18 protein-coding genes are annotated in these 25,945 nt (G+C 72.5%); 13 read left to right on the plus strand and 5 right to left on the minus strand.

Annotated elements, in window-relative coordinates; all coding sequences use genetic code 11:
• From AB0I71_RS18025 to ilvA, 4 genes are all read left to right on the plus strand, one after another.
• Window positions 1-929 (plus strand): cystathionine gamma-synthase (locus AB0I71_RS18025; RefSeq protein WP_357585939.1); only part of this gene is annotated, 929 nt, incomplete at its 5' end.
• Between the two features lie 16 nt (window positions 930-945).
• A complete protein-coding gene (locus AB0I71_RS18030; protein WP_357585941.1) occupies window positions 946-2,355 on the plus strand; it encodes an amidase family protein in 1,410 nt (469 codons plus the stop codon).
• Between the two features lie 43 nt (window positions 2,356-2,398).
• A complete protein-coding gene (locus AB0I71_RS18035; protein ID WP_357585943.1) occupies window positions 2,399-3,400 on the plus strand; it encodes a DUF4328 domain-containing protein in 1,002 nt (333 codons plus the stop codon).
• 2 nt (window positions 3,401-3,402) lie between these two features.
• Window positions 3,403-4,623 carry a threonine ammonia-lyase gene (gene ilvA, locus AB0I71_RS18040; RefSeq protein WP_357585945.1) on the plus strand — a complete coding sequence of 407 codons (1,221 nt, stop codon included), beginning with the start codon at window positions 3,403-3,405 and terminating at the stop codon, window positions 4,621-4,623.
• A 57-nt stretch (window positions 4,624-4,680) separates the two neighbouring features.
• Here ilvA and greA read toward each other — a convergent pair whose 3' ends face one another.
• On the minus strand, window positions 4,681-5,178 hold the full coding sequence (gene greA / locus AB0I71_RS18045) for a transcription elongation factor GreA (protein ID WP_164446063.1): 498 nt from the start codon (window positions 5,176-5,178) through the stop codon (window positions 4,681-4,683).
• Between the two features lie 190 nt (window positions 5,179-5,368).
• Window positions 5,369-5,803, minus strand: a complete 435-nt coding sequence (locus AB0I71_RS18050; protein WP_357585947.1) for a DUF4307 domain-containing protein — start codon at window positions 5,801-5,803, stop codon at window positions 5,369-5,371.
• A gap of 222 nt (window positions 5,804-6,025) precedes the next feature.
• Here AB0I71_RS18050 and mca point away from each other — a divergent pair, with 222 nt between their 5' ends.
• The 6 genes from mca to purE all read left to right on the plus strand — a co-directional run bounded on the left by mca (window position 6,026) and on the right by purE (window position 13,831).
• Window positions 6,026-6,907, plus strand: coding sequence for a mycothiol conjugate amidase Mca (gene mca, locus AB0I71_RS18055; RefSeq protein ID WP_357585949.1), 882 nt, complete (start codon window positions 6,026-6,028; stop codon window positions 6,905-6,907).
• 48 nt (window positions 6,908-6,955) lie between these two features.
• On the plus strand, window positions 6,956-7,252 hold the full coding sequence (locus AB0I71_RS18060; RefSeq protein WP_357585951.1) for a hypothetical protein: 297 nt from the start codon (window positions 6,956-6,958) through the stop codon (window positions 7,250-7,252).
• Between the two features lie 201 nt (window positions 7,253-7,453).
• Window positions 7,454-9,961 carry a bifunctional diguanylate cyclase/phosphodiesterase gene (locus AB0I71_RS18065; protein WP_357586215.1) on the plus strand — a complete coding sequence of 836 codons (2,508 nt, stop codon included), beginning with the start codon at window positions 7,454-7,456 and terminating at the stop codon, window positions 9,959-9,961.
• A gap of 94 nt (window positions 9,962-10,055) precedes the next feature.
• Window positions 10,056-12,095 carry a thioredoxin domain-containing protein gene (locus AB0I71_RS18070; protein WP_357585953.1) on the plus strand — a complete coding sequence of 680 codons (2,040 nt, stop codon included), beginning with the start codon at window positions 10,056-10,058 and terminating at the stop codon, window positions 12,093-12,095.
• A gap of 51 nt (window positions 12,096-12,146) precedes the next feature.
• The gene (locus AB0I71_RS18075) at window positions 12,147-13,334 is read left to right on the plus strand and encodes a 5-(carboxyamino)imidazole ribonucleotide synthase (protein WP_357585955.1); all 1,188 of its coding nucleotides are present in this window, start codon (window positions 12,147-12,149) and stop codon (window positions 13,332-13,334) included.
• Between the two features lie 5 nt (window positions 13,335-13,339).
• Complete coding sequence (gene purE, locus AB0I71_RS18080) at window positions 13,340-13,831, plus strand: 5-(carboxyamino)imidazole ribonucleotide mutase (protein ID WP_099852231.1); 492 nt, start codon at window positions 13,340-13,342, stop codon at window positions 13,829-13,831.
• Window positions 13,832-14,020: 189 nt separating this feature from the next.
• Here purE and AB0I71_RS18085 read toward each other — a convergent pair whose 3' ends face one another.
• On the minus strand, window positions 14,021-18,976 hold the full coding sequence (locus AB0I71_RS18085) for a zinc ribbon domain-containing protein (protein ID WP_357585957.1): 4,956 nt from the start codon (window positions 18,974-18,976) through the stop codon (window positions 14,021-14,023).
• Window positions 18,977-19,245: 269 nt separating this feature from the next.
• On the minus strand, window positions 19,246-20,673 hold the full coding sequence (locus AB0I71_RS18090; protein WP_357585959.1) for a UDP-glucose/GDP-mannose dehydrogenase family protein: 1,428 nt from the start codon (window positions 20,671-20,673) through the stop codon (window positions 19,246-19,248).
• A gap of 251 nt (window positions 20,674-20,924) precedes the next feature.
• Between AB0I71_RS18090 and AB0I71_RS18095 the strand changes: the two genes are divergently transcribed.
• Window positions 20,925-22,088 carry an acyl-CoA dehydrogenase family protein gene (locus AB0I71_RS18095; RefSeq protein ID WP_357585961.1) on the plus strand — a complete coding sequence of 388 codons (1,164 nt, stop codon included), beginning with the start codon at window positions 20,925-20,927 and terminating at the stop codon, window positions 22,086-22,088.
• Between the two features lie 73 nt (window positions 22,089-22,161).
• On the opposite strand, the gene AB0I71_RS18100 is transcribed toward AB0I71_RS18095, so the two are convergent.
• A complete protein-coding gene (locus AB0I71_RS18100; RefSeq protein ID WP_357585963.1) occupies window positions 22,162-22,812 on the minus strand; it encodes a hypothetical protein in 651 nt (216 codons plus the stop codon).
• 23 nt (window positions 22,813-22,835) lie between these two features.
• Between AB0I71_RS18100 and AB0I71_RS18105 the strand changes: the two genes are divergently transcribed.
• Together AB0I71_RS18105 and AB0I71_RS18110 are read left to right on the plus strand one after the other, a co-directional pair.
• Complete coding sequence (locus AB0I71_RS18105) at window positions 22,836-23,357, plus strand: hotdog domain-containing protein (RefSeq protein ID WP_357585965.1); 522 nt, start codon at window positions 22,836-22,838, stop codon at window positions 23,355-23,357.
• Window positions 23,358-23,557: 200 nt separating this feature from the next.
• On the plus strand, window positions 23,558-25,540 hold the full coding sequence (locus AB0I71_RS18110; protein WP_357585966.1) for an acetoacetate--CoA ligase: 1,983 nt from the start codon (window positions 23,558-23,560) through the stop codon (window positions 25,538-25,540).
• Window positions 25,541-25,945: the final 405 nt, after the last annotated feature.

Consider the following 25,945-nt stretch of genomic DNA (forward strand, 5'->3'; position numbering starts at 1 on the left):
TCGCCTTCGCCAGCGGCCTCGCCGCCGAGGACACCCTGCTGCGTACCGTGTGCGCACCGGGTGACCACGTGGTGATTCCCGACGACGCGTACGGCGGCACGTACCGGCTCTTCGCCAAGGTCGCCGAGCGGTGGGGGCTGGCGTACACCCCGGCCAAGGTCTCCGACGCGGACGCCGTGCGGGCCGCGATCCGGCCGGGCGTCACGAAGGTGGTCTGGGTGGAGACCCCGACCAACCCGCTGCTCGGCATCGCCGACATCGCCACCCTCGCCGCCGTGGCGCACGACGCCGGGGCGTTGCTGGTGGTCGACAACACGTTCGCCTCGCCGTACCTGCAACAGCCGATCACCCTTGGCGCGGACGTGGTGGTGCACTCGACCACGAAGTACGTCGGTGGGCACTCCGACGTGGTCGGCGGTGCGCTGGTGGCGGCCGACGCCGACCTCGGCGAGCAGTTGCGCTACCACCAGAACGCGATGGGCGCGATCAACGGTCCGTTCGACGCGTGGCTGACCCTGCGCGGCATCAAGACCCTCGGGGTGCGGATGGACCGGCACTGCGACAACGCCGAACGGATCGCCGCGTACCTGGACGGGCACGCCAAGGTCGGTCAGGTGCTGTACCCGGGCCTGCCGACGCACCCCGGGCACGAGGTGGCCGCCAAGCAGATGCGCCGGTTCGGGGGCATGATCTCCTTCCGCGCCGCCGGGGGTGAGGAACACGCCGTCGAGATCTGCAACCGGGCCCGACTCTTCGTGCTCGCCGAGTCCCTCGGCGGGGTGGAATCCCTGATCGAGCACCCGGGTCGGATGACACACGCGAGTGCTGCCGGCTCGCCGCTTGAAGTTCCCTCCGATCTCGTGCGACTGTCTGTCGGCATCGAGACGGTCGAAGACCTGCTCGCCGATCTGGAGCAGGCGCTGGGCTGACCGCTGGCTTGGGAGGGTGGCCGTGCAGGACATCATGCCGACCTGGGTCGGGGCGACCGCCAAACAGATCGCCCGGGGCGTACGCCGGGGCGACGTCTCCGCCACCCAGGTGCTTGCCGACCACCTCGACCACGTCGCCAAGGCCGACGTCGACCTTGCCGCGTTCCGCGCGGTACGCGGCGGGGAGGCGGTCACCGAGGCGGAGAAGGTCGACGAGCAGGAGGACCTGGCGAACCTGCCGCTGGCCGGGGTGCCGGTCGCGGTCAAGGAGAACACTCCGGTGGCGGGTGTGCCCACCTGGAACGGCTCGGCCGCCGTGCGGAGCGCGGTGGCCGAGGCCGACCACGAGGTGGTCCGCCGGCTGCGTGGAGCCGGCGCGGTGATCCTCGGCGTCACCCGGATGCCCGAGCTGGGCCTCTGGGGCATCACCGACGACGAGACCGCCGTCACCCGCAACCCGTGGGACCTGTCCCGCACCCCAGGTGGTTCCTCAGGAGGTGCGGCCGCGGCGGTGGCGGCCGGACTGGTACCGATCGCCCACGGCAACGACGGTCTCGGCTCGATCCGTATCCCCGCCGCCTGCTGCGGGCTGGTCGGCCTGAAGCCCGGTCGCGGCGTGGTGCCCTGTCAGCTCGGCGCGGAGGACTGGTTCGGCCTGACCGAGCACGGCATGCTCAGCACCACCGTCGCCGACGCCGCCGTCGGCTTCCAGGTGCTGGCCGGCCGGGCGCAGAGCAAGCTCGTTCCGCCGCAGCGGCTGCGGGTCGGTGTGTCGCTGCGGTCGCCCGTGCGGGGCGTCTCGCCGGACGCGCCGAACCGGGACGCCGTCGCCGCCGCCGGCCGGCTGCTCGCCGGTGCCGGGCACGACACCGTGCCGGCCGATCCGATCTACCCGACCGCGCTGGGCCTGAAGGGCATCGCCACCTGGTTCGCCGCGGCTGCGGCGGACGTGCGCGCCGCCGGGGTCGACAGGCGTGCCCTGCAACGCCGCAGCCGCCGGCACGTGGCCCTCGGCGAATGGGCGTGGCGGCGCGGGTACGTCCGGGAGGCCGACCGGCTGGCCTGGCGCGAGCGGTCGATCAACTTCTTCACCGACCACTCGGTGGACCTGCTGCTCACCCCGGCGCTGGCGAGCGCGCCGCCGCCGGCCGCCGGCTGGTCGACCCGCTCCTGGCAGGCCAACATGCTGGCCAGCATCCGGTACGCGCCGTACGCCGCGCCGTGGAACATCGCAGGTCTGCCGGCGCTCGTGGTGCCGGTGGGCCGCCGTCCGGACGGGCTGCCGCTCGCCGTCCAACTGGTCGGACCACCCGGCTCGGAACTGCTGCTGCTCGGCGTCGCCGGTCAGTTCGAGATGGCCAGCCCGTGGCCTCGGCACGCCCCCGGTTACCCGCGCGTCGGAACGGGGTCGCCCACCAGCGCGTGATCATCTACGCTCCCGGTGCCATCACACGGGAGGTCGGCCGACCATGCGCTGCCACACCTGCGACACCGACAACGACGTACGCACCGGCGAGTGCCCGATCTGCCGTACGCCTGTCGGGTCGCCGGCTCTGCGTCCTGGCGTCCGGGTACGCCCGGTCCAGGGCGTCGGTCGGGCCGCGTCCGTCGCCGTCGCCGCGACCACCCTGTTCCTGCTGCTGACGGTGGCGGTACAGCCGGTCAACGCGGTGCTCGCCGGGCGGGCCGCCGACTCCGGGGACGGCGAGGGTTTCCTGCTCACCGCGGGGATGCTGGAACTGGCGGCGGCCGTGCTGTACCAGGTCGCGTTCCTGGCCGCGGTGGTGCTCGTCATCGTCTGGACCTGGCGGGCCCGGATGAACCTGGACGCCTTCCCGGGCGTCGGGCCCACCAACTCCGCCGGCTGGGCGATAGCCGGGTGGCTGGTGCCGTTCGTCAACTTCGTGATGCCGCACCGGGTGGTGGCCACCATCGCCCGGGAGAGTCTCTGGCGGCTGAACACGCCGGTGCTGGTGCACCTGTGGTGGGGAGCCTGGCTGGTGTTCCTCTTCGCGGAGCGGTTCATCGCGCGCTCGGCAGCGGAGTACGAGGCGCTGCCGGTTCCGCAGACCTCGGCGGACTTCCAGGCGTACGCCGACCACTACGTGTCGGCGACCGGCGAGTACCTGGTGCCGGCGGTGTTCTGTGTGGTGGCCGGGGGGTCGCTGGTCGTGCTGATCCAGAGCATCTCCGCCGCCCAGACCGCCCGGATCGCGCGGTCGATGCCGACCGGCCCGATCCTGCCCGGCATGACCATCGCGGCACCCGGGGGAACGTCGGAGGCAGCCGTCGCCGTTGCCGCCCCGGCACCGGACGGACCGACCGGATCGCACACCGCGCCCTCCGCCGCACCGGTCGTGGCGGCGCCGGCCGCGCCGGGCCCGGCATCGCAGGTCGAGCCCGGTCCGGCCGCCCCCGCCGCCCCGGCCCAGGCGCCGCCGGAGACTGACCGGCCGGGTGGCACGATCTAGGCATGACGGAACTGGTCAGCCTGGACGACGTGCGTGCGGCACGGGAACTGCTCGACGGAGTCGTCCGTACCACTCCGCTGGAGCCGTCCCGCCCGCTCAGCGCCGCGCTCGGCGGGCCGGTCTGGTTCAAGTGCGAGAACCTCCAGCGGGCGGGGTCGTACAAGGTGCGCGGCGCGTACGTGCGGATCTCGCGGCTGTCGGCGGAGGAGCGCGCCCGGGGCGTGGTCGCGGCCAGCGCCGGCAACCACGCCCAGGGCGTGGCGCTCGCCGCCGGCCTGGTCGGCACGCACGCCACAGTCTTCATGCCGGTGAACGCGCCGCTGCCGAAGGTGGCGGCCACGAAGGGGTACGGCGCCCAGGTCGAGCTGGTGGGTGCCACGGTCGACGAGTCGCTGGTCGCGGCGCAGACGTTCGCGGAGCGCACCGGAGCGGTGCTGATCCATCCGTTCGACCACCGGGACGTGATCGCCGGGCAGGGCACGGTGGCGCTGGAGATTTTAGAGCAGTGCCCGGAGGTCACCACGATCGTCACAGGCGTCGGCGGGGGAGGGCTGATCTCCGGGCTGGCGGTGGCCGCCAAGGCGCTCCGGCCGGACGTCCGGGTGATCGGGGTGCAGGCGGCCGGCGCGGCGGCCTTCCCGCCCTCACTTGTCGCGGGCGAGCCGGTGCGGCTGCCGGCCTTCACCACAATCGCGGACGGCATCGCTGTCGGTCGGCCGGGCGACGTCACCTTCACCCACGTCCGCAAACTCGTGGACGACGTGGTCACCGTCTCCGAGGAGGACATCTCCCGGGCGCTGCTGATGCTGCTCGAACGCGGCAAGCAGGTGGTGGAGCCGGCCGGTGCGGTGGGCGTGGCCGCCCTGCTGGCCGGCGCGGTCGAGGTGACCGCGCCCGTGGTGGTGGTGCTCTCCGGTGGCAACATCGACCCGCTGCTGATGTTGCGCGTGATCGAGCACGGACTGGCGGCGGCGGGGCGCTATCTGCGGGTGACGGTGCGCTGCTCGGACCGGCCGGGACAGTTGGCCTCGCTGTTGAGCGAGATCGCCGAGCACCGGGCGAACGTGGTGGACGTGGTGCACCAGCGAGCCAATCCGCACCTGCGCCTGGGCGAGGTCGAGGTGGCGCTGTCGGTGGAGACCCGTGGTGTCGAACACTCCGACATGCTGATCAGTGCCCTGCGGGCCAGCGGTTACCAGGTGACGATCGCACCAGAGGCGTGACGCGGCGGCGTCACGCCTCTGGACGAACGGATTGCCGGCCCGGCCGGCGGGCGACGGTCAGCCGGAGAAGGGCTCGAAGCTGACCACTGTCACCTTGATGTCGGCGCCACTCGGTGCGGTGTAGGTGCAGGCCTGGCCTGCCTTGCCGCCCAGGATCGCCTGGCCGAGGGCCGACTCGGGGCTGTAGACCGTCAGGTCCGTGGTCGAGGCGATCTCACGCGAGCCGAGCAGGAACGTCTCTGTGTCATCGGCGTCGTCGTCGAAGTAGATCGTCACGACCATCCCGGGCGCCACGGCGTCGACGGTCGGTGCCTCGCCGACCTGGGCCGTGCGGAGCAGCTCCTTCAGGTAGAGGATGCGCCCCTCGGCCTTGCCCTGCTCCTCGCGGGCGGCGTGGTAGCCGCCGTTCTCGCGCAGGTCGCCTTCCTCACGCCGGGCGTTGATCTCGGCGGCGATGACCGGCCGGTTGGCGATCAACTCGTCGAGCTCGCCCTTCAGACGGTCGTACGCGTCCTGGGACAGCCAGGTGGCGGGCGCCTCGTTGCCATTGGACACAGGCGGTCCTCCTCGGTTGTGCGTGCTGGCTGACAGGTGAACCTCCAAGTTACCAGTGCCCTACGACAAGGAGTGTCGGCGATCACGCGGCTGCGCGACGGGCCGTCAGCGACCGGCTGTTAGCGACCGGACGTGCGCGACGGAGGTCGACAGTGTCGGTTGCGCCGGTGGGGCTGCCGGTGTCCGGTCCTCAGGCGGACGGCCGGCAGCGGACGACCTCACCGATGAACGGCCGAGCCTCGGTGGCCAGGCGGTGCCGGACGGTGACGTGGCGCTGCCCGGCGGCGGCGGTCACCGGCACCTCCTCGCGGGCGACCTCGGCGCCGGCATGGTCCCGGGCACGCAGCACGCAGACCGCCGAGCCGCCGTCCGGCAGGTTCACCCGGAAGTCGACCACCACCTGGGTGTCCGTGATGTCGCCGTAGCTGATCACCTGGGCGTCGTACGCCGGATCGCCGTACTGCCGGTAGAGCCGGACCGAGACGACGGTGAGCAGCGCGACCACGATGACGACAAGCAGCGCGGCCAGTACCGGCCGGCGGCGCCGTGGGGCGCGGCGGTGGCCGTACCGACCGGGCGGGAAGACCGGCGCGTTCGGTCCAAGTGTGGCGTGCGTCTCGGTCACCGGCGGGTATCTCCCTGGCGTTGTTGTCAGCGGTATCGGCAAGAATGGCAGAGTCCGCCATTCCTGTTCGACTCGGTCGCCAGATCTGGCTCAGCGTCACGTGGGGCTGGGGTCAAATATGACAGGCCGGCGTGGTCCAGTGCCGCGCCACGGGGAGGAATTCGGCAGGTCAACGGGGGCCCGGGGTGGGTCGCCGGTGGGCAGAGACGAGGAGCGCCGACCTTGGCAGAGCAACTTCGACTCATGGCCGTTCACGCGCACCCCGACGACGAGTCGAGCAAGGGCGCCGCGACGATGGCGAAGTACGTCGCCGAAGGGGTGGACGTACTGGTCGTGACGTGTACGGGCGGTGAGCGGGGCAGCGTGCTCAACCCCAAGCTCGACCGGCCCGACGTCTGGGCGAACATCGCCGAGATCCGTCGCGCCGAGATGGACGCGGCACGCGCGATCCTCGGCATCGAGCAGGCGTGGCTGGGCTTCGTCGACTCCGGTCTGCCCGAGGGCGACCCGCTGCCGCCGCTGCCCGAGGGCTGCTTCGCCCTCCAGGACGTGGACGTGGCCGCCGGTCCGCTGGTGCGGCTGATGCGCGAGTTCCGTCCGCACGTGGTCACCACGTACGACGAGGAGGGTGGCTACCCGCACCCGGACCACATCATGTGCCACAAGATCAGTGTGGCGGCCTTCGACGCGGCCGGCGACGCCGAGCGCTACCCGGAGCTGGGTGCGCCGTGGCAGCCGCTCAAGCTCTACTACGACATCGGCTTCTCCAAGGGCAAGATCCTGGCGTTGCACGAGGCCGTCGTCGCGACAGGTGTCGAGTCGCCGTACGCGGAGTGGCTGACCCGCTGGGAGGACCGGCCGGACAAGGGGCCCCGGATCACCACCCGGGTCCCGTGCGCCGACTACTTCCCGGTCCGCGACGACGCGCTGCGGGCACACGCCACCCAGGTGGACCCGGACGGCTTCTGGTTCCAGGTGCCGATGGAGTTGCAGCAGCGTGCCTGGCCGACGGAGGATTTCGAGCTGGTCCGGTCGTCGGTCGACAGCCCGATGCCGGAGTCCGACCTGTTCGCCGGCGTACGGGGGACGGGCCATGCCCGCTGAGCGGGCGCCGGGCTACCCTGGTCGCACACCGCGAACCGGAGGAATCCCATGCTGACCGCTGTCCAGGTGCTCGCCCAGAACAACTTCGGGGACACCCGCACGGGTGGTCTGGCCGGGCCGATGGGCCTGTTCCTCATCCTCGTCCTCGGCGCGGCCACCGTGCTGCTGATCCGCAACATGAACGCCAGGCTGCGCCGGCTTCCGGACCGCTTCCCCGGCGAGGGGCCGACGACGCCGGGCACGGAGTCGATGGACCGTTCGGTCGGTGATCCGACAGGTGGGATCGTGACGGATGATTCATCCACGGATGCTCCCAACGGGCATCAGCAGCGCCGCGAGGGCTGATCGGAGCATGATTCACGTCGAACCGGATGGTCGACCCCTGTTGCGACCATCGGGTTTGGCTTAGCCTTCCGCCGGGGGGACCAGAAGTCCTCAAGCTGCGCGGGAGGGGGCGCCGATGACCACCGCAGTCATGTCCGCCCGCCGCGCGGCCTGTTTCAGGCCGGCGGGAGGGGGTCGGTGACCTCCGGCAGGGCCGGTCAACTGCTCGACCGGCCCACGGGCCGTGGTACGCCGACCGGGCTGCACCTGCTCACCGCCGCCCTCGTGGCCACCGCGTTGGTCGCCGCGGTGGTGGGGCTGAGCCTGCCGGCCCGGCTGCCGGCCGACGACCCGCTCGGCGGGCCCGCCCGGTTCGGCCTCGCCGTCGCTCTCTTCGCCCTGTCCCAACTGGCCCGGCTCCGATTCCGCGCGGCGGCCGGCGTGGTGAGCGTCACCTGGGCCGAAGCCGCTTTGGTCGTCTGTCTCTACCTGGTACCACCCGGCTGGCTGCCGGGGGCCGCGCTGCTCGGCGTCACGCTCGCCTGGACGGCCCTCTCGGTGGTGGACGACGGCCGCACCACCTGGGACGTGGTCCGGGTGGCGGGTGCGCAGACCGCGGCCACCGCGCTGGCGGTGGCGGTCACCACCGCGCTGGGGCAGCCGATGCTGGCCGGTCCGACCCCGTCACTCGCGCTTGCGGTGACCGCCGGTGCCGCCGCCTACCTGCTGGCCAGTGCCTGGCTGGGCGGGGTGATGCTGGCGCTGCGGCACGGCATGCCGATCGGGCGTCCGTTGCTCGCCGCGCTGCGCGGCAAGCTGCTGATGTTCGTCGGCAACGTGGTGGTCGGTCTGCTGGTGGTGGTGCTGATCGAGATCGACCCACGCTGGCTCCTGTTGCTGCCCGCTCCACTGTGGCTGTTGCAGCAGACCTACCGGCAACGACTGCGTGAGGACCGTGATCGGCGTACCTGGCGGTCGTTCGCCGAGGCCACGAACGCGCTCAACCAACTCGACGAGCGGGGCGCGGCCACGGCGGGTGTCACCGGAGCGCTGGCGCTGTTCGAGGCGGAACTGGTCGACGTGGAGGTGGTCCGGGGCGACGGACGGTGGCGCCGCTACCGGGGTGACCCCGGCGGTCAGGTGGTCGACCGGGAGATCGCCCCGCCCGGCGATGACGAACCGGAACCGGGGGAACTGGTCCGCGACCTGTCGGTCGGCGAGACCCGCGTCGGCCGCCTACGGGTGCGATTCCCCCGTACGGCGCCACCCACCGGGCGGGAGCGCGACGCCCACGCGGCCTTCGCCGACGCCCTCGCCGCGGCGTTGCACGATGCCGCCACCCACCGGGAGCTGCGCCTGGTCACGGCCCGTTCCTCGTACGAGGCGGTGCACGACCCGCTGACCGGCCTGGCCAACCGGGCGGCGATGCTCGGCAAGGGCGACCAGGCGTTGCGACAGCTGGCCCATGACCATCCCGTAGCCCTGCTGCTGCTTGACATCGACCAGTTCAAGGAGGTGAACGACACCCTCGGGCACGCCGCCGGCGATCAACTGCTGCGGTTGACCGCGAACCGGTTGGGTGCCCTGGCCCGCTCCGGCGACCTGCTGGCCCGCCTCGGTGGCGATGAGTTCGCGCTGCTGCTGAGTTCGGTCCCGGTGGTCGGCGACCGCGCCGCACCGATGGCGTACGCGCTGCGCCAGGCCCGGGACATCGCCGAGCGGTTGGCCGCGCCGACCGAGGTGGCCGGGGTGCGGATGTCCGTCGAGGTCTCCGTCGGGGTGGTGGTCGCCCCGGCCGGTACCGCCGACCTGACCGAGCTGCTGCGCCGGGCCGACATCGCGATGTACCAGGCCAAGTCGGGTGGCGTCAGCGTGGCCGCGTACGACAGCTCACGCGACGCGGCCAGCACCGACCAACTGGCCCTGCTCGCTGAGCTGCGGGAGGCGTTGCAGGCCGACGACCAGTTGGTGCTCGTGTTGCAGCCGGCCGTGGATCTGGTCACCGGAGCGCCGACCGGCGTGGAGGCGCTGATCCGCTGGCGGCACCCACGGCGAGGCTGGTTGGGCCCGGCCGACTTCATCCGGCCGGTGGAGAACAGCGAGCAGCTGGGCGCCTTCACCCGCTACGTGCTGGACAAGGCGCTGGCCGTGGCTGCCAGCTGGGCCCGGGAGGGCCTGGACATCCCCATCTCGGTGAACCTCTCCGCGCGTAGCCTGCTGGATCCGAGGCTGCCGGTGGAGATCGCCGAGGCGCTGCGCCGGCATCAGGTGCCGGCGGACCGGCTGGTCCTGGAGATCACCGAGACGGTGGTGATGAGCGAACTGGAGGTCATCGACCAGGTGCTCACCACGCTGCGGTCGATGGGCGTGCAGCTGGCGGTGGACGACTTCGGCACCGGCTTCTCGTCGCTGGCCTTCCTCACCCGGGTCACTGTGGACGAGCTGAAGGTGGATCGCTCCTTCGTGCTCCAGATGGCGGACTCACCGGAGGCGGCGGCCATCGTACGCAGCACCGTCGGGCTCGCTCACCAGCTGGGCCTGCGGGTGGTGGCCGAGGGGGTGGAGACGGCGGCGCAGCGCTCCGCGTTGGCCGAGCTGGGCTGCACCGCCGCCCAGGGCTACCACTTCTTCAAGCCGATGCCCGCCGACAAGATCGCCGCCGTCCTCGGCTCCCTACGCGACAGCGCCCCCAACAACGTCCTCCCCCTCCGCGCCGACGGCGCCTCCTGACCCCCTCTTCCGCGTTGACCAAGAAGTTCTGGTCGGCGGCAGCGTTCCTACCGACGCAAACTTCTTGGTCAACGCGGGTGGGTATGGTCGTTGGGTGAATCGACTTGCGGAGGCGACCAGCCCGTACCTGCTCCAGCACGCCGACAATCCGGTGGACTGGTGGCCCTGGTGCGACGAGGCGTTCGCCGAGGCGAAACGGCGGGACGTGCCGGTGCTGATCTCGGTCGGGTACTCGGCCTGCCACTGGTGTCATGTGATGGCGCACGAGTCGTTCGAGGACGAGGCCGTCGGCAAGCTGCTCAACGAGGGCTTCGTGTCGATCAAGGTGGACCGCGAGGAGCGGCCCGACGTCGACGCGGTCTACATGACGGCCACCCAGGCGATGACCGGTCAGGGCGGCTGGCCGATGACGGTCTTCGCCACCCCGGACGGCACCCCGTTCTTCTGCGGCACCTACTTCCCCCGGCCGAACTTCATCCGGCTGCTGGAGTCGGTGGGCACCGCCTGGCGGGAGCAGCGCGACGCCGTGCTGCGCCAGGGCGCCGCGGTGGTGGAGGCGATCGGCGGCGCCCAGGCCGTCGGCGGCCCCACCGCCCCGCTCACCGCCGAGCTGCTCGACGCCGCCGCAGACCAGCTCGCCAAGGAGTACGACGAGGTGAACGGTGGTTTCGGCGGGGCACCGAAGTTCCCACCGCACATGAACCTGCTCTTCCTGCTGCGCCACCACCAGCGCACCGGATCGGCACGGAGCCTGGAGATCGTCCGGCACACCTGCGAGGCGATGGCCCGAGGCGGCATCCACGACCAGCTCGCGGGCGGCTTCGCCCGGTACGCGGTGGACGGCCACTGGACGGTGCCGCACTTCGAGAAGATGCTCTACGACAACGCCCTGCTGCTGCGGGTCTACACCCAGTTGTGGCGACTCACCGGCCACGCGCTGGCGCTGCGGGTCGCCCGGGACACCGCCCGGTTCCTCGCCGACGAGCTGCACCGGCCCGGGCAGGGGTTCGCCTCCGCGCTGGACGCGGACACCGAGGGTATCGAGGGCCTCACGTACATCTGGACGCCGGCCGAGCTGGTCGAGGTGCTGGGGGACGAGGACGGTCGGTGGGCCGCGGACCTCTTCGCGGTGACCGACGCCGGCAGCTTCGAACGGGGTACGAGCGTGCTGCGGCTGGCCCGCGACGTCGACGACGCCGATCCGGCGGTACGGGAACGCTGGCAGGGGGTGGTCCGACGGCTGCTGGCCGCCCGGGACAGCCGCCCCCAGCCGGCGCGCGACGACAAGGTGGTGGCCGCCTGGAACGGCCTGGCGGTCACCGCGCTCGCCGAGTTCGTCCGGCTGGTCGAGACCAGCGGCCGGATCGGCACCGAGGGCGAGGCGAACCTGCTGGAGGGGGTCACCATCGTCGCCGACGGGGCGATGCGGGACGCCGCCGAGTACCTCGCCCGGGTGCACCTCGTCGACGGGCGGCTGCGCCGCGCGTCCCGGGACGGCCGGGTCGGTGATCCGGCCGGGGTACTTGAGGATTACGGCTGCGTGGCCGAGGCGTTCTGCGCCATGCACCAGGTCACCGGTGAAGGGCGGTGGCTGGAGCTGGCCGGTCAGCTGGTCGACGCCGCGCTGGCACATTTCGCCGCGCCGGGCGGGGCGTTCCACGACACCGCCGACGACGCGGAGCAGCTGGTCGCCCGGCCGGCCGACCCGACGGACAACGCCACTCCCTCCGGCCGGTCGGCGATCGTCGCCGCCCTGGTCGCGTACGCGGCGCTGACCGGGGAGAACCGCTACCGCGAGGCGGCCGAGGCGGCCCTGTCCACAGTCGCGCCGATCGTCGGGCGGCACGCCCGCTTCACCGGGTACGCGGCGACAGTGGGCGAGGCGCTGCTCTCCGGGCCGTACGAGATCGCGGTGGCGACCGACGATCCGGCGGGTGACCCGCTCGTGGTGGCGGCGTACCGGCACGCCCCGCCGGGTGCGGTGATCGTGGCGGGCTCCCCGGACCAGCCGGGGGTTCCACTGCTGGCTGACCGGCCGCTTGTCGACGGCCACGCCGCCGCGTACGTCTGTCGGGGTTTCGTCTGCCAGCGGCCGGTCACCGGTGTCGAGGAGCTGGTGGGGCAGCTGCGTTGAGCCGGATCCGCCGATCGGTGCCGCACCCGGCCCGGATAGGCTGACGCCGCTATGGATTCCCGTACCGGTCTGCCCGTTGTCGGCATGGTGGGCGGCGGCCAGCTGGCCCGGATGACCCACCAGGCTGCCATCTCTCTCGGCCAGTCGCTGCGTGTGCTCGCGCTCACCCCGGACGACGGGGCGGCCCTGGTCGCCGCCGACGTCCAGTACGGCGACCACACCGACCTCGCCGCGCTGCGTACCTTCGCCAAGGGTTGCGACGTGGTCACCTTCGACCACGAGCACGTCCCGACCGAGCACATCCGAGCGCTGGCCGGCGAGGGGGTGAAGCTGTTCCCACCCGCCGACGCACTTGTGCATGCCCAGGACAAGCAGGTCATGCGGGAGCGGCTCGGCACCCTGGGCGCGCCGAACCCGCGCTGGCGACCTGTCGCGTCCCCCGCCGAGCTTGTCGATTTCGGCGACGAGGTCGGCTGGCCGGTCGTGCTCAAGGCCGCCCGTGGTGGGTACGACGGGCGGGGGGTCTGGCCGGCCACCGACCCGGCGTCCGCCACCGAACTGGCGGAGACCCTGATTGCCGGCGGCACCAAGCTGATCGTCGAGGAGCGGGTGGCGCTGCGCCGGGAACTGGCAGTGCAGGTGGCGCGCTCGCCGTTCGGGCAGGTCGCGGTCTACCCGGTGGTCGAGACGGTGCAACGCGACGGGATCTGCGTCGAGGTGCTGGCCCCGGCTCCCGGCCTGGCCGAGGAACTGGCGGTCGCCGCGCAGCAGCTCGCGATCGACCTGGCCACCGCGCTCGGCGTGGTGGGCCTGCTGGCCGTGGAGCTGTTCGAGGTGGCCGATCCGGCGGCCTCGGGCGGCAGCCGGCTGGTGGTCAACGAGCTGGCGATGCGCCCGCACAACTCGGGGCACTGGACCATCGAGGGCGCCCGGACGTCGCAGTTCGAGCAGCATCTGCGGGCGGTGCTGGACTACCCGATGGGCGACACCTCGTTGGCCGCTCCGGTGGTGGTGATGGCGAACGTGCTCGGTGGGCAGCCCGGCGGTATGTCGATCGACGAGCGGCTGCACCATCTCTTCGCCGCCGAGCCGACCGCCCGGGTCCACCTGTACGGCAAGCAGGTGCGCCCCGGCCGCAAGATCGGCCACGTCACGGTGCTCGGCGACGATCTGGACGAGGTGCGGGCCCGGGCTGCCCGGGCCGCAAGCTGGCTGCGGGACGGAACAGCGGAGGAATGAGCGACGTGAGCACGGTCGGTGTGATCATGGGAAGCGACTCGGACTGGCCGACGATGAAGGCCGCCGCCGAGGTGCTCGCCGAGTTCGAGGTGCCGTACGAGGTCGAGGTGGTCTCGGCGCACCGCACCCCGGTCAAGATGATCGACTATGGTCGGGCCGCCGCCGACCGTGGGCTCAAAGTGATAATTGCCGGGGCCGGTGGCGCGGCGGCGCTGCCCGGCATGGTCGCCTCGGTGACCCCCTTGCCGGTGATCGGCGTACCGGTGCCGCTGAAGCACCTCGACGGCATCGACTCGCTGCTGTCCATCGTGCAGATGCCGGCCGGGGTGCCGGTCGCGACCGTGTCGATCGGCAACGCCCGCAACGCCGGGTTGCTCGCCGTCCGCATCCTCGCCACCGCTGACCGCGCCCTGCTCGACCGGATGTCGGCCTACCAGGCCGACCTGGAGCAGTTGGTCGCCGAGAAGGACGCCGCGCTGCGCGCCTCCCTGGCTTAGCAGCGGGTACCCGCTCGCCTGTCGGCCTGCTCGCCTGCCGGCCCTGCTCGGCTCGTTGCCGCCCCGCTCGCGACCGCTGTTCGCCGCGTTGCGTTCCCGCTGGCGGCGGTTGTTCCCCGTGGTGTGGCCGACGCACCATGTGTGGTCCGGACGCTGTCGAGCTGAGCCGTCCTTGCGCGCCGACCCGGTTCAGCGCATGCCGCGTAGCGCCGTCTGCAGACGTTCCTGGGCGCGGCGACGGCGTTCGTTGCTGGCGCCGAGAATCAGCAGCAGGAAGCCGACCGGGATCAGCGCCAGCCACGGTCCGAGGCTGAACAGCGCGTGCACGGCCGCGATGGCGGTGACCGCCGCACCGACGATCACCGGTGCCTGCTGCTGGGTCATCGAGCCGAAGACCAGCACGGCGACCGCGCCGAGCAGCAGCAGCACCTGGCGCATCGTGCTCGAATCGGTGGCCAGCACGATCGCCAGGGTCGGCACGAAGGCGGCGAGCAGCGCCGGCCCGTACGCCACCCAGCTGCTCAGGTCGGTGCGTTGGCGTAGCTCCAGCACCCCGACCAGCAGGGCCAGCGCGGCGAACGGCAGCGTGTACGCCTCGGGCAGGGCCACGTCGGCAACCCGCATCAGGATCCACCAGGCGGTGATCTCGCAGAGCACCACAGCCCAGAACAGGACCCTTCGCTCCGTCGGCCGGCGGCCGGGCCGGGTCGCGGCGAGGCCGAGGACCGCACCCCAGGCGGCGAGCAGCGCGGCGATGTGCCGGGGCGAGTCGAAGGCCAGCGCCAGCGCGATGAGTGCTGCGGCGTGTCCGCTCCACTCCACCGTCGCCGCCTCGCGACGTGCCTCGGGGCGGCGAAGTCGGGGCAGGGTGGCGGAGAAGACCTGCAACGCCGCGCCGACCGCCAACACCCCGAACGCCGACCAGACCGGGGCGAGTCCGGCCACGAGCCCGGCGGTGAGTACGAACAGCTGCGCCATCAGCGAGGCGAACAGCCAGCCGAGCAGACGGGCCCGGGAGGTCAGGCCGTAGAGGGCGGCCACCAACCCGACCCCGACCGCACCGCCGAGGGTGAACAGGGTCAGCTCCCGGGTGGCGAGGCTGCCGGCGAGGCCGGCCCCACCCGCCGCCAGCCCGATCACGAAGACCAGGACCCGGGCCAGCCGCAACGAGCGGGCCGGCTCCACCAGGGCCGGCGGTGGCGTCAGCGCCAACCCCAGCATCGAGATGGTGAACACGGCCAGGGCGGACAGGGTGCTCGCCGGCCAGCCGCCGCCCAGCGCGATCGGGGCGATGAGCAGGGTGACGGCGGCGCCGGGCAGCACCACCGGCACGGCCCGGGACCGGCGGCCGCCACTGAACCCGGTGGCGGCCAGGGCCGCCGTCACGGTGAGCAGCAGCGCGGTGAGCACATGGGTCGGGTTGACCGCTGCCGGGGGCGGGTCGAGCAGAGCCGCCGGTGGTCCCTGCCAGATCCGGTTGACCGTGCGGTGCGGGTCGACGAGGGCCGCGATCAGCGCTGGGGCGATGGAGACCAGGGCCAGTACGGTCGGCAGGGCGGCGGCGGCCAGCGCACCGGCGGCCGGGCTCACCCGCCACCGGCGCCGGTTGTCGTCGGGCAGCCGGCGCAGCGCCCCGTCGAGCAGCACGGTCCAGCGACGCACCGGCTGGGCCGCGCCTACCGGTGGCTCGGTCGCTCCCCGCACCAGTTCGGCGAGTACGCCGAGCAGTGCCGCAGCCGCCGCGTAGACACCGACGGGCAACGCGATAGGTACGGCGGCGAGCGCTGTCACACTCGCCCCACCGACCACCCCGGCGCTGGCCCAGGGCAGGTACTGGGGCACCTGCCGGCGAACCGCGGCCATCGCGGCCAGGCCGAGGCTGGATGCGGCAAGGCCGGCGGTGAGCACCACCTGGGGGGTGTGGCCGAATTCGACAGCGAGGGCTGCGGTGGCACCCGGCAGCGCCAGCAGTGCCGCGCCCACGCCGGCACCACCGATCTGCGCCAGGTGCGGCGGCATGCCCTCCGCCTCGATGTCCTCGACGAGCGGCTCGGCCATGTTGCGGGCCAGCGCGGCCACCACCGCGCCGATCAGCACGATGCTGCCCAGGGCCAGCGCGGTCGTCCACGGCCGGACCAGGCCGGCACCGGCCGCGTGCAGCGCGACCACCCCGGCCACCGTGATCCGGGACAGCGCCGCCCGAGGATCGATCGTGGCGACCGCGGCCATCCCGAAGATGGTGGCGACCATGCCGCCGATCAGGACCGGTGACCACCAGGGGAGCTCGAACGCGGCGGGGGCGCCGATGGTGGCGAGCACGACCGCCACGCCGGCCACGTCGTAGCGCCAGGGCGGTGGCAGCAGGATGCCCGCCGCGATGGCGAGCAGCACCAGGGCGATCGGGCCCTGCCAGGTCGTGCCGCCGGTCGGCGCGGCCGGCCAGCCGCTGAGGTCACCGTTCCAGATCGGGCCGGGTGTGGCCAGCACGCCGACGCCGCCGCGCAGCGCCATCCAGCCGGCCAGCAGCCCGATCAGCACCCCACCGACGGTGAGGCCGAGCACCGGCCCTCGGCGCCACTCCTCGGGCATCGCCCGGGCCGCCACGGCGACCACCAGGACCAGTGCCGCGGCGACGGCGAGTTGCCCGGTCGGTGCGAGCACCGTGCCGATCCGCAGCAGGGTGGCGACAAGTGCGACGGTCACCGCGGCGGCCGCCAGGTCGGAGCCGTCCAGGGTGAGATCGGAGCGGCGGCCGGTGTCGATCGAGGGGGCCAGGAAGAGCAACACCGCGGAGACCAGCAGCAACGCGCCGACCCAGGCGTCCGCGACGGTGGCACCCGGTGAGCCGAATCCGGCTGCGGCGACCACCAACGCGCCCAGGCCGGTGCCCACCGACAGCGGTACCGGGATCTGGCGTTGCGACACCTGCACGACGGCGGCGTAGCCGAGCGTCACGCAGACGGCGAGGAAGCTGGCCGCCAGCACCGGCACGGTCGCCTCGCGCAGGCTCGCCGGGGTCGGTGTGGCGTCGACCGGCAGGGTGGCCGCGACAAAGGCGGCCACGGCTCCGGGCAGGGCGAAGGCGGCACCTCCGGCAGCCCAGGCCGAGACGGTGTCCGCCGCCGCCGGAGCGAGCCGGATCCGGGGCGCGGCGGCGATCAGCACACCGGCCACCACGAAGGTGAGCAGCACGGCGGCGGTCAACGCCGGCCGGGCGAGGGCCGCGCCGGCACCGGCGAGCCCGACCACGGCGGCGGCCACCGCGTGCGCCAGCGCGGCGCGGGGGGTACGGGCGGAGAGCCCGGCCGCCCCGATACCGATCGCGGCCAGCACCATCGGCCAGGGCGCCAACGTCCAGGCCAGCCCGAAGGAGGCTGGTACGGCCAGCGCGGTGAGTGCCGCACCGGTCACCGCGAACTCGCGTCGGATCTCCGGCGGCAGGGCCAGCACCGCGGCCACGGTCAGCAGGAAGGCGCTGGCGGCGAGCTGCCAGGCGGCCGGTCCCACGGCGGCGGCCAGCTCGGCCGGGTACCGGTCGAGGTCCGCCGCCCAGGCCGGCAGCGCCGCCTGGACCGGGGCGATTCCGGCCCGCAGCGCGCTGCCGGCGACCACCACCCCGCTGACCGTGAGCGCCACCGCGGAGGCCAGCTGCGGACCCCGCCGTGCGGACTCGGGTACCGCCCGGACCGCGAGACCGGTGACCGTGATGACCAAGGCGATCAACAGCAGGGCGCGGCCGGGCAGCGCCACCGACGCGATCCGCCCCAGGGCGCCGATGACGGCGAGGGTGAACACGCCAGCGCCCAGGTCGGGCAGGGGAGGGCGGCGGAGCACGAGCGTCCCCGCCAGGCAGGCGGTGGCGGCGAGGAGGAGCACCAGGCCGGCGCCGGTCGCGCCCGGCACGGTGGTGGTCCGCAGCAGGGCGGTCACCGCGTACGCCAGGGCGACGGCGACCGCCACCCCGTGCAGCACCCAGGTCAGTTCCCGTAGCCCCGGCACCGGTCGGATCGGTGCGGTCGCAGCGCCGCCGACGGTGAGGTCCAGCAGTTCGCCGGCCTCCTCCGGTGCCGCCTCCGGCCTGCCGTCGGCCGAACTCTCCTCGGCCGATCGCTGCCGGGGCGCGCTCGACCGGCCGGAATCGGCCGCGACGTCGGTGAGCGGCTGCTCCACGGTGACCGGGGAACGGGCCAGCCACAGGTCGAGCAGCGCCACCAGGGTCAGCACCAGCGCCCAGCCCGCCGGTCCGGTGATCCGGTCGTACGCCAGCAGCGGCAGCACCGGCTGGGCGGCCAGCACGGTGGCGAAGCGGGGTGCGCGGAGCCTGGTCCACCCGGCGTAACCGACCGAGACGGCGGCGGTGACCGCGAAGATCACTCCAGCGAAGACGGCACCGGAGGCACCACCGTTGCCGATCCGGTCCACGGCCCAGAGGGCGTACCCGGCGAGGGGCACCAGGAGCAGACCCACTGCGGCGATGGTCTCGGCCGTGGAGGTCAGTCCGCGCCGGACCAGCACCGGCGGGGCGAGCAGCATGAGCACGGTGGCGAGCAGCAGGATGCCGAGGCGGGTCAACGCGTCCATAGAGCTGGTGGCGACCACGGCGAACACCACAGCGGCGACGCCGAGCAGCAGCGCACCGAGGCCGAGCGGGATGTTCTGGACCTCCCGTGAGGAGGCCTCCGGCGGGTGTTCCGGGTCGTCGGCGTTCAGCCAGACAGGTTCGGTCGGTGGCGGTGGCTCCTGGGCACCTGCCGTGCCCTGGCGGGGTACCCGGGGTGGCGGAAACGCGCCGTCCCGCGGTGGCGGGACCGCACCGTCGCGGGGCGGCGAAGCACCGTCGGACGAGGGGCGGCGCGGTGGCCGACGGCGTAGCACGCGGCGCGGCCGGCTGGCCTGCCGGAGCCGCTCGTCTCCTTGACTGCCGGCGTGCGAGAGGATGTCGCGCTGGAAGAGCGCCGCCTGCATCTTGGCGGCGAGCTGTCGTTGTTCCCGGGCGATGGCGGCCTCGCGGGCCTTCATCTCCGCGATGGACCGCTCGATCTCCGCCAGGTGTTCGGCCCACTGTGGCTGGTGGGCACCGCAGTGCGGGCAGCGAACCGCCGGCTTGATCTCCCGGCCGCACGAAGGGCACTGAAAGTTCGCCACGACACCCCTCCACCCGCACTGTGGATTCCCACTGTCGCAGCATGCCCAAAGCGGGCCGGGAATTCGACAGTTGTCGGCGGGTCAAGCGCCAACATCACCAAACGACGCGATCAACGGCAGCCCCGCTCGGACCCCTGAGGGGGCGTGGCACCGAAGCCGGCCGCGAAAGGCCGCGGAGGTCAGGTTTTCCGGGGTAGCCCGCCCGCGCAGGGATCAAGCCTGACCGCCCGGAGCGGGTGGGCTCCCCCGGAAAACCCAGCCGCAAGAGCTCAGGGGCGCCCCATGCCCCGGTACTCCCAGCCGGCCTGGGTCCACAGTGCCGGGTCGAGGCAGTTGCGGGCGTCGACCACGCGGCGGCCGGCGACGAGGTCACCGAGGAGGCCGGGGTCGGCGTTGCGGAAGTCGGCCCATTCGGTGAGGACGCAGACCAGGTCGGCGCCGGTGACCGCCTCGGCCATGTCGGCTTCGTAGCTGAGTTCAGGTACGGCCCGGCGGGCGTTGTCCATGCCCTCAGGGTCGTAGACGTGGACGTCGGCGCCGGCCTTGTGGAGCAGGGCGGCCACCGCGAGGGCGGGGGCGTCGCGTACGTCGTCGGTGTTGGGTTTGAAGGTGGCGCCGAGCACGGCGATCCGGGTGCCGGACAGGTCCGGGCCGGCCGGGCCGGAGCGGCGGCCGAGCAGGTCGGCGGCGAGTTGCAGGACACGGGTCCGGCGCCGCAGGTTGATCAGGTCGACCTCGTGCAGGAAGCGCAGTGCCTCGCCGGCGCCGAGTTCCTGGGCGCGGGCCTGGAAGGCGCGGATGTCCTTGGGCAGGCAGGCGCCGCCGAAGCCGAGTCCGGCCTGGAGGAAACGGTTGCCGATGCGGGGGTCGTAGCCGATGGCGCGGGCGAGTTGGGTGACGTCACCGCCGGAGGCCTCGCAGACCTCGGCCATCGCGTTGATGAAGGAGATCTTGGTGGCGAGGAAGGCGTTCGCGGCGACCTTCACCAGTTCGGCGGTGGCGAAGTCGGTGACCACCAGGGGTACCTCGCGGTCCTCGGTGGCGGCGAGGTCGAACACGCCCTTGTGGGCGGCGTAGAGCATGCCGTTGGCCCATTCGCTCTTGACGCCGACCACGATGCGGTTGGGTCGGAGCACGTCGTCGACGGCGAAGCCCTCCTGGAGGAACTCCGGGCTCCAGGCCACCTCGACGCCGAGGTCGGCGGGGGTGTGCTTGCCCACGAGTTGCTCCACCCACTCGGCGGTGCCGACCGGGACGGTGGACTTGCCGACGATGAGCGCCTTGCGGGTCAGGTGCTGGGCCAGGCTGGTGACCGACGCCTCGACGTACGACAGGTCGGCGCCCATCCCGTCGGCCCGCTGCGGGGTGCCGACGCAGATGAAGTGCACGTCACCGAAGGCGGCGGTCTCGGCGATGTTTGTGCTGAACCGCAGCCGACCGGCGGCCAGGTTGCGGCGCAGCAGTTCGTCGAGGCCAGGCTCGTGAATCGGCACCTCACCGGCGTTCAGCTTGGCGATCTTGTCCGCGTCGACGTCGAACCCGAGCACCTCGTAGCCGAGTTCGGCGTAACAGATGGCGTAGGTCGCGCCAAGGTAGCCGGTGCCCAGGAAGGTCACCCGCGGCCGGGACGCGCCCGAGGGGGGCGTGACCGCCGCGATGGCGGGCACCGGCTGGGTGTTCGGGTACGGGATGGTCACGCCTGTCTTCTCCGCTCGCACTGGCGCCGCGTGGTTGCGTCGCGTTCCGCTGCGGCGCCAGGGCAGGGCGCCGGAGAGGTGGTTCGTCTGCTGGGTCCCATCATCGCCGAGCGGCATCGGGGCTTCGTCATAGCCCAGCCTACGCGCCGGTAACATCACCTGAACTGTGGTCGTTATCCTTCAGTCTGCGCGGTGGGCGTCCAGGTGACGCTACAGACTGCGCATGATAGCGGTGAAGGGGAGGGGCCGACATGGCCGCAGAGCAGTCGTTCGACGCGTACCGCCTGCCCGAGGAACACGAGGCGATCCGGGAAGCGGTCCGTGAGGTCTGTGCGGCCAAGGTGGCGCCGCACGCCACCGAGGCGGATGAGACGGGTGAGTTCCCGAAGGCGTCGTACGACGCACTACGCGCCGCCGACTTCCACGCCCCGCACATCCCGGTCGAGTACGGCGGGGCCGGTGCGGACGCGCTGGCCACGGCGATCGTGATCGAGGAGGTCGCGCGGGCCTGCGCTTCGTCCTCGCTGATCCCGGCGGTGAACAAGTTGGGCACCATGCCGCTGTTGCTGGCCGGCTCCGACGACCTCAAGCGCCGCTACCTGACGCCGGTCGCCAGCGGCGAGGCGATGTTCTCGTACTGCCTCTCCGAGCCGGAGGCCGGCAGCGACGCGGCCGCGATGACCACCCGGGCGGTCCGTGACGGCGATCACTGGGTGCTCAACGGCGTGAAGCGGTGGATCACAAACGCCGGCGTCTCGGAGTTCTACACCGTCTTCGCGACGACCGACCCCACCGCCCGTTCCCGGGGCATCTCCGCCTTCGTGGTCGAGAAGTCCGATCCGGGGGTCAGCTTCGGTGCCCCCGAGAAGAAGTTGGGCATCAAGGGCTCGCCGACCCGCGAGGTCTACCTGGACAACGTCCGGATCCCGGCGGACCGGATGATCGGTGCCGAGGGCACCGGCTTCGGCACCGCGATGAAGACCCTGGACCACACCCGGGTCACCATCGCCGCGCAGGCGGTGGGCATCGCGCAGGGTGCGCTCGACTACGCCAAGGGGTACGTCGCCGAGCGCCGGCAGTTCGGCAAGGCGGTCGCCGAGTTCCAGGGCGTGCAGTTCATGCTCGCGGACATGGGGATGAAGCTTGAGGCGGCCCGGCAGTTGACGTACGCGGCGGCCGGCCGGTCCGAGCGCGGCGACGCCGATCTGACCTACTTCGGCGCGGCGGCCAAGTGCTTCGCCTCGGACGCGGCGATGGAGATCACCACCGACGCGGTGCAGTTGCTCGGCGGGTACGGCTACACCCGGGACTACCCCGTCGAGCGGATGATGCGTGACGCCAAGATCACCCAGATCTACGAGGGTACGAACCAGGTGCAGCGCATCGTGATGGCCCGCCAGCTGCTCAAGGGCTGACCGCCCGCACGGACGCCCACCGTCACCTCCGCCCGACGACCGCCGGGCGGAGGTGACGATCGGTGGTACCGGGTCAGTTGGTGGCGTCGTCGCGTCGGGGCAGGTTGCCAGGTGGCGCCGACCAGGGCGACCCGCCGCCGGTACGCCGGGGCAGCGGCTCGGTGGGCGTCGGATCCGGATCCGGATAGCCCAGGCTCAGCGGCGCGGTGTCACCCTCCGACGACGGGGCCGGTGACCAGTCGGTCAACGTCGGCTCCGACGTCGACGCGTCCGGCGCCCCCGCCGGCTGCGGCACCGGGGCCGGCCAGCGTCGCCAGCGTTGCCCGCTGAACGTCGCGATCAGCAGCAGCACGCCGATCAGGAAGAGCGTTCCGTTCTCCACCGGCAGCCCCAGCGGCAGCGGGTCGCCGAGAAAGCCCCAGTCGGACGGGATGCGCTCACGCACCCGGAAGGGCGCGATGAACAGTCCGACGTACGGGGTGACCAGCAGCAGCCCGGCCACCAGCGGACCGAGCGGTGAGATGCGCAGCGTGCCGAGCAGGCCCAGCACGATGCCACCGACAGCGAGGTATACGGCCGGTTCGATGAGGTTGGCCGTGTTGGAGGTGCCGATCTCCACCCACCGGTTGACGGTGCCGGCCGACCCGTCCTGACCGAGGGTGACCAGCACCCAGGTGACCGGCACCACCACCAGCCCTGCGAGGAAGCTCCACAGATGTCGCATCCGCGCACCGTACCGTTTCCGACATGACCGAGCACCCCGCCACCGCACTGCCGGGCAAGCCGACCTCGTACTCCCGGGTAACCCTCAGTCGGATCATGACCGCAGTGGACGTGAACCTGTACGGAACGGTGCACGGCGGGGTGCTCATGAAGTTCGTCGACGACGTGGCCGGAGCGGCGGCGGCGCGGCACAGCGGCGGTACCGCGGTGACCGCCGCGATCGACGAGATCGTCTTCTCCGAGGCGGTCCGGGTGGGCGATCTGGTGCACGCGTACGCCCAGGTGAACTGGTCCGGGCAGACCTCGATGGAGGTCGGTGTACGGGTGATGGCCGAACGCTGGGACTCGGCCGACGAGTTGCCGGTGCGGGTGGCCACCGCGTACCTCGTCTTCGTCGGGGTCGAGGTGGGCGGCGCGCCCCGGCCGGTGCGTCCGGTCCTGCCGGAGACGCCGGAGGACGAGCGACGCTGGCGTGAGGCGGAGATCCGCCGCGCCCACCGGCTGGCCCGCCGCCGCGCGATCCAGGCGGCACGCAGCGAACCCTGAGGTCCGCCCGCCGGGCCCCGCTGCGGTGCCGACCGGCGAGCCTTCCCTGCCGCACGGCCACACTGGTCGGGCGCCGGGGATGTGGGGTGGGCACATGCGCCCGCCGGGCTCGGGTGCGGAGAATGGCGCTTCGAGGTAGGGCAAGATGGCGCCACGGCCCACCGCACAGCGTCGTGCCGGGCCAGGGGAGGAGTGGACCAGTGACGGACGTGCTGTGGACGCCACCGGCGGACGTGCTCCAGCGGTCACGGATCGGTGCTTACCTGCGTTGGCTCGCCGAACACCGGGGGCTGACGTTCGCCGACTACGACGCCCTGTGGCGGTGGTCGGTCACCGACCTGGACGCCTTCTGGCGGTCGATCTGGGACCACTTCGGCGTCGTCGCGCACACCCCGCCGACCGCCACCCTGGCCGACCGGGACATGCCGGGCACCCGGTGGTTCCCCGGCGCCACCCTCAACTACGCCGAGAACGTGCTGCGGATGCCGGGCCGGGCCGACGACGACCCGGTGGTGGTGGCACACGGGCAGACCCGCGCGCCGGTCACCCTCACCGCCGGTCAGTTGCGCGAGCAGGTCCGCCGGGTCGCCGCCGGGCTGCGCCGGCTCGGTGTCACCACCGGCGACCGGGTGGCCGCGTACGCGCCGAACATCCCCGAGACGTACGTACTGATGCTGGCCACCGCCAGCCTCGGTGCCGTCTTCTCCTCCTGCGCGCCGGAGTTCGGCACCCGCAGTGTCACCGACCGCTGGCAGCAGATCGAGCCGAAGATCCTGGTCGCCGTCGACGGCTACCGCTACGGCGACAAGCCGGTGGACCGGCGTGCCGAGGTGGCCGCGATCCGAGCCGCGCTGCCGGCACTGCGGCACACCGTCTCGATCCCCTACCTGGACCCTGACGGTTCGCCGCCGGACGGGGCGCTGGCCTGGGCGGAGCTGGCGGCCCAGACCGACGAACCGCTGGCCTTCACCCCGGTGCCGTTCGACCATCCGCTGTACGTGCTCTACTCCTCCGGCACCACCGGGCTGCCCAAGCCCATCGTGCACGGACACGGCGGCATCCTGCTGGAGCACCTGAAGATGCTCGCCCTGCATCACGACCTGGGCCCGGCGGACCGGTTCTTCTGGTTCACCACCACCGGCTGGATGATGTGGAACTTCCTGGTCTCCGGGCCGGCGGTGGGCGCGGCGATCGTGCTGTTCGACGGCAACCCCGGCCACCCCGACCTGAGCGCGATGTGGCGGCTGGCCGAGCAGACCGGCACCACGTACTTCGGTACCTCGGCGCCGTTCCTGCTGGCCTGCCGCAAGGCCGGCCTGGTCCCGCGCGAGATCGCCGACCTCGCCGCGCTGCGCGGGCTCGGCTCCACCGGCGCGCCACTGCCCGCCGAGGGCTTCACCTGGGTGTACGACACGGTCGGCAGCGACCTTCAGCTTCAGTCGCTGTCCGGTGGCACCGACGTCTGCACCGGTTTCGTCGGTGGCGTCCCGCTGTTGCCGGTGCACGCTGGTGAGATCACCTGCCGGGCCCTGGGTGCCAAGGTGGAGGCCCGCTCGCCGGACGGCACCCCGGTGATCGGTGAGCTGGGTGAGCTGGTGATCACCGAGCCGATGCCGAGCATGCCTGTGGGTTTCTGGAACGACCCGGACGGGGTCCGTTACCGGGAGGCGTACTTCGACGTCTATCCCGGGGTGTGGCGGCACGGGGACTGGATCACCATCAACTCGCGGGGCGGCTGTGTCATCACCGGTCGCTCCGACGCCACCCTGAACCGGGGCGGGGTACGGCTCGGCACCGCCGAGTTCTACTCGGTGGTGGAAGGGCTGGACGAGGTCGTCGACTCGGTGGTGGTGCACCTGGAGGACGACGAGGGCGGCGCCGGTGAGCTGCTGCTGTTCGTGGTGCTCGCGGAGGGACTGTCCCTCGACGACGAGCTGCGGAGGAAGATCTGCCGCGAGCTGCGTACCGCGTTGTCCCCCCGGCACGTCCCCGACGAGATTCACCAGGTCCGCGCCGTCCCACGCACCCTGTCGGCGAAGAAGCTCGAGGTGCCGGTCAAGAAGATCCTCACCGGAACCCCGGTCGACCAGGCCGCGGCCAAGGGCGCCCTCGCCAACCCCGATTCGCTTGCCGCCTTCGCCACCCTGGCCCAGCACCGCGCCCCGCACCATCCCGCCACCTGACCCCGGCCGGACCTCTGCTGGCCCCAGGCCGGACCTCCAGCCGGACGCCGGCCCGGACCACCCGGTCGGCGGCCGCGCTGTCCACTGCCGATGAGCGGCCTGGCTGATGGGCAGCTCACGCGTGACGTGCCCGGTCGGTTCCGCACGGCCCGGGACGGCATGGCCGGGGTCCAGCACCCGGCCATCCCCGCGGCCCTGCGTCACTGAACGTGCTGTCGTCGGCAGCCAACCCGTACCCCCTCACCCTTTGCTCTGCTTCAACCCACGCAACAGTTACTCTCCGCAGCCTCGGCGCTCCCGACTGCCTCGCGCGCGGGTCGCATCGCCCCAGCTCAGCCGGTTGTGCGTCGGTTGAAGCAGAGCAAAGGGTGGGGGTAGGTGGGTTGGTCCTGGCCGACATGGCAA

Source organism: Micromonospora sp. NPDC049891, from assembly GCF_040660295.1.
Lineage (GTDB): Bacteria > Actinomycetota > Actinomycetes > Mycobacteriales > Micromonosporaceae > Micromonospora.

Bases quoted from the DNA above. Each gene is read 5' to 3' on its own strand.
- AB0I71_RS18035 (WP_357585943.1), top strand. From the start codon at position 2,399: ATGCGCTGCCACACCTGCGACACCGACAACGACGTACGCACCGGCGAG.
- ilvA (WP_357585945.1), top strand. From the start codon at position 3,403: ATGACGGAACTGGTCAGCCTGGACGACGTGCGTGCGGCACGGGAACTG.
- AB0I71_RS18060 (WP_357585951.1), top strand. From the start codon at position 6,956: ATGCTGACCGCTGTCCAGGTGCTCGCCCAGAACAACTTCGGGGACACC.
- AB0I71_RS18075 (WP_357585955.1), top strand. From the start codon at position 12,147: ATGGATTCCCGTACCGGTCTGCCCGTTGTCGGCATGGTGGGCGGCGGC.
- AB0I71_RS18095 (WP_357585961.1), top strand. From the start codon at position 20,925: ATGGCCGCAGAGCAGTCGTTCGACGCGTACCGCCTGCCCGAGGAACAC.
- AB0I71_RS18100 (WP_357585963.1), bottom strand. From the start codon at position 22,812: ATGCGACATCTGTGGAGCTTCCTCGCAGGGCTGGTGGTGGTGCCGGTC.
- AB0I71_RS18105 (WP_357585965.1), top strand. From the start codon at position 22,836: ATGACCGAGCACCCCGCCACCGCACTGCCGGGCAAGCCGACCTCGTAC.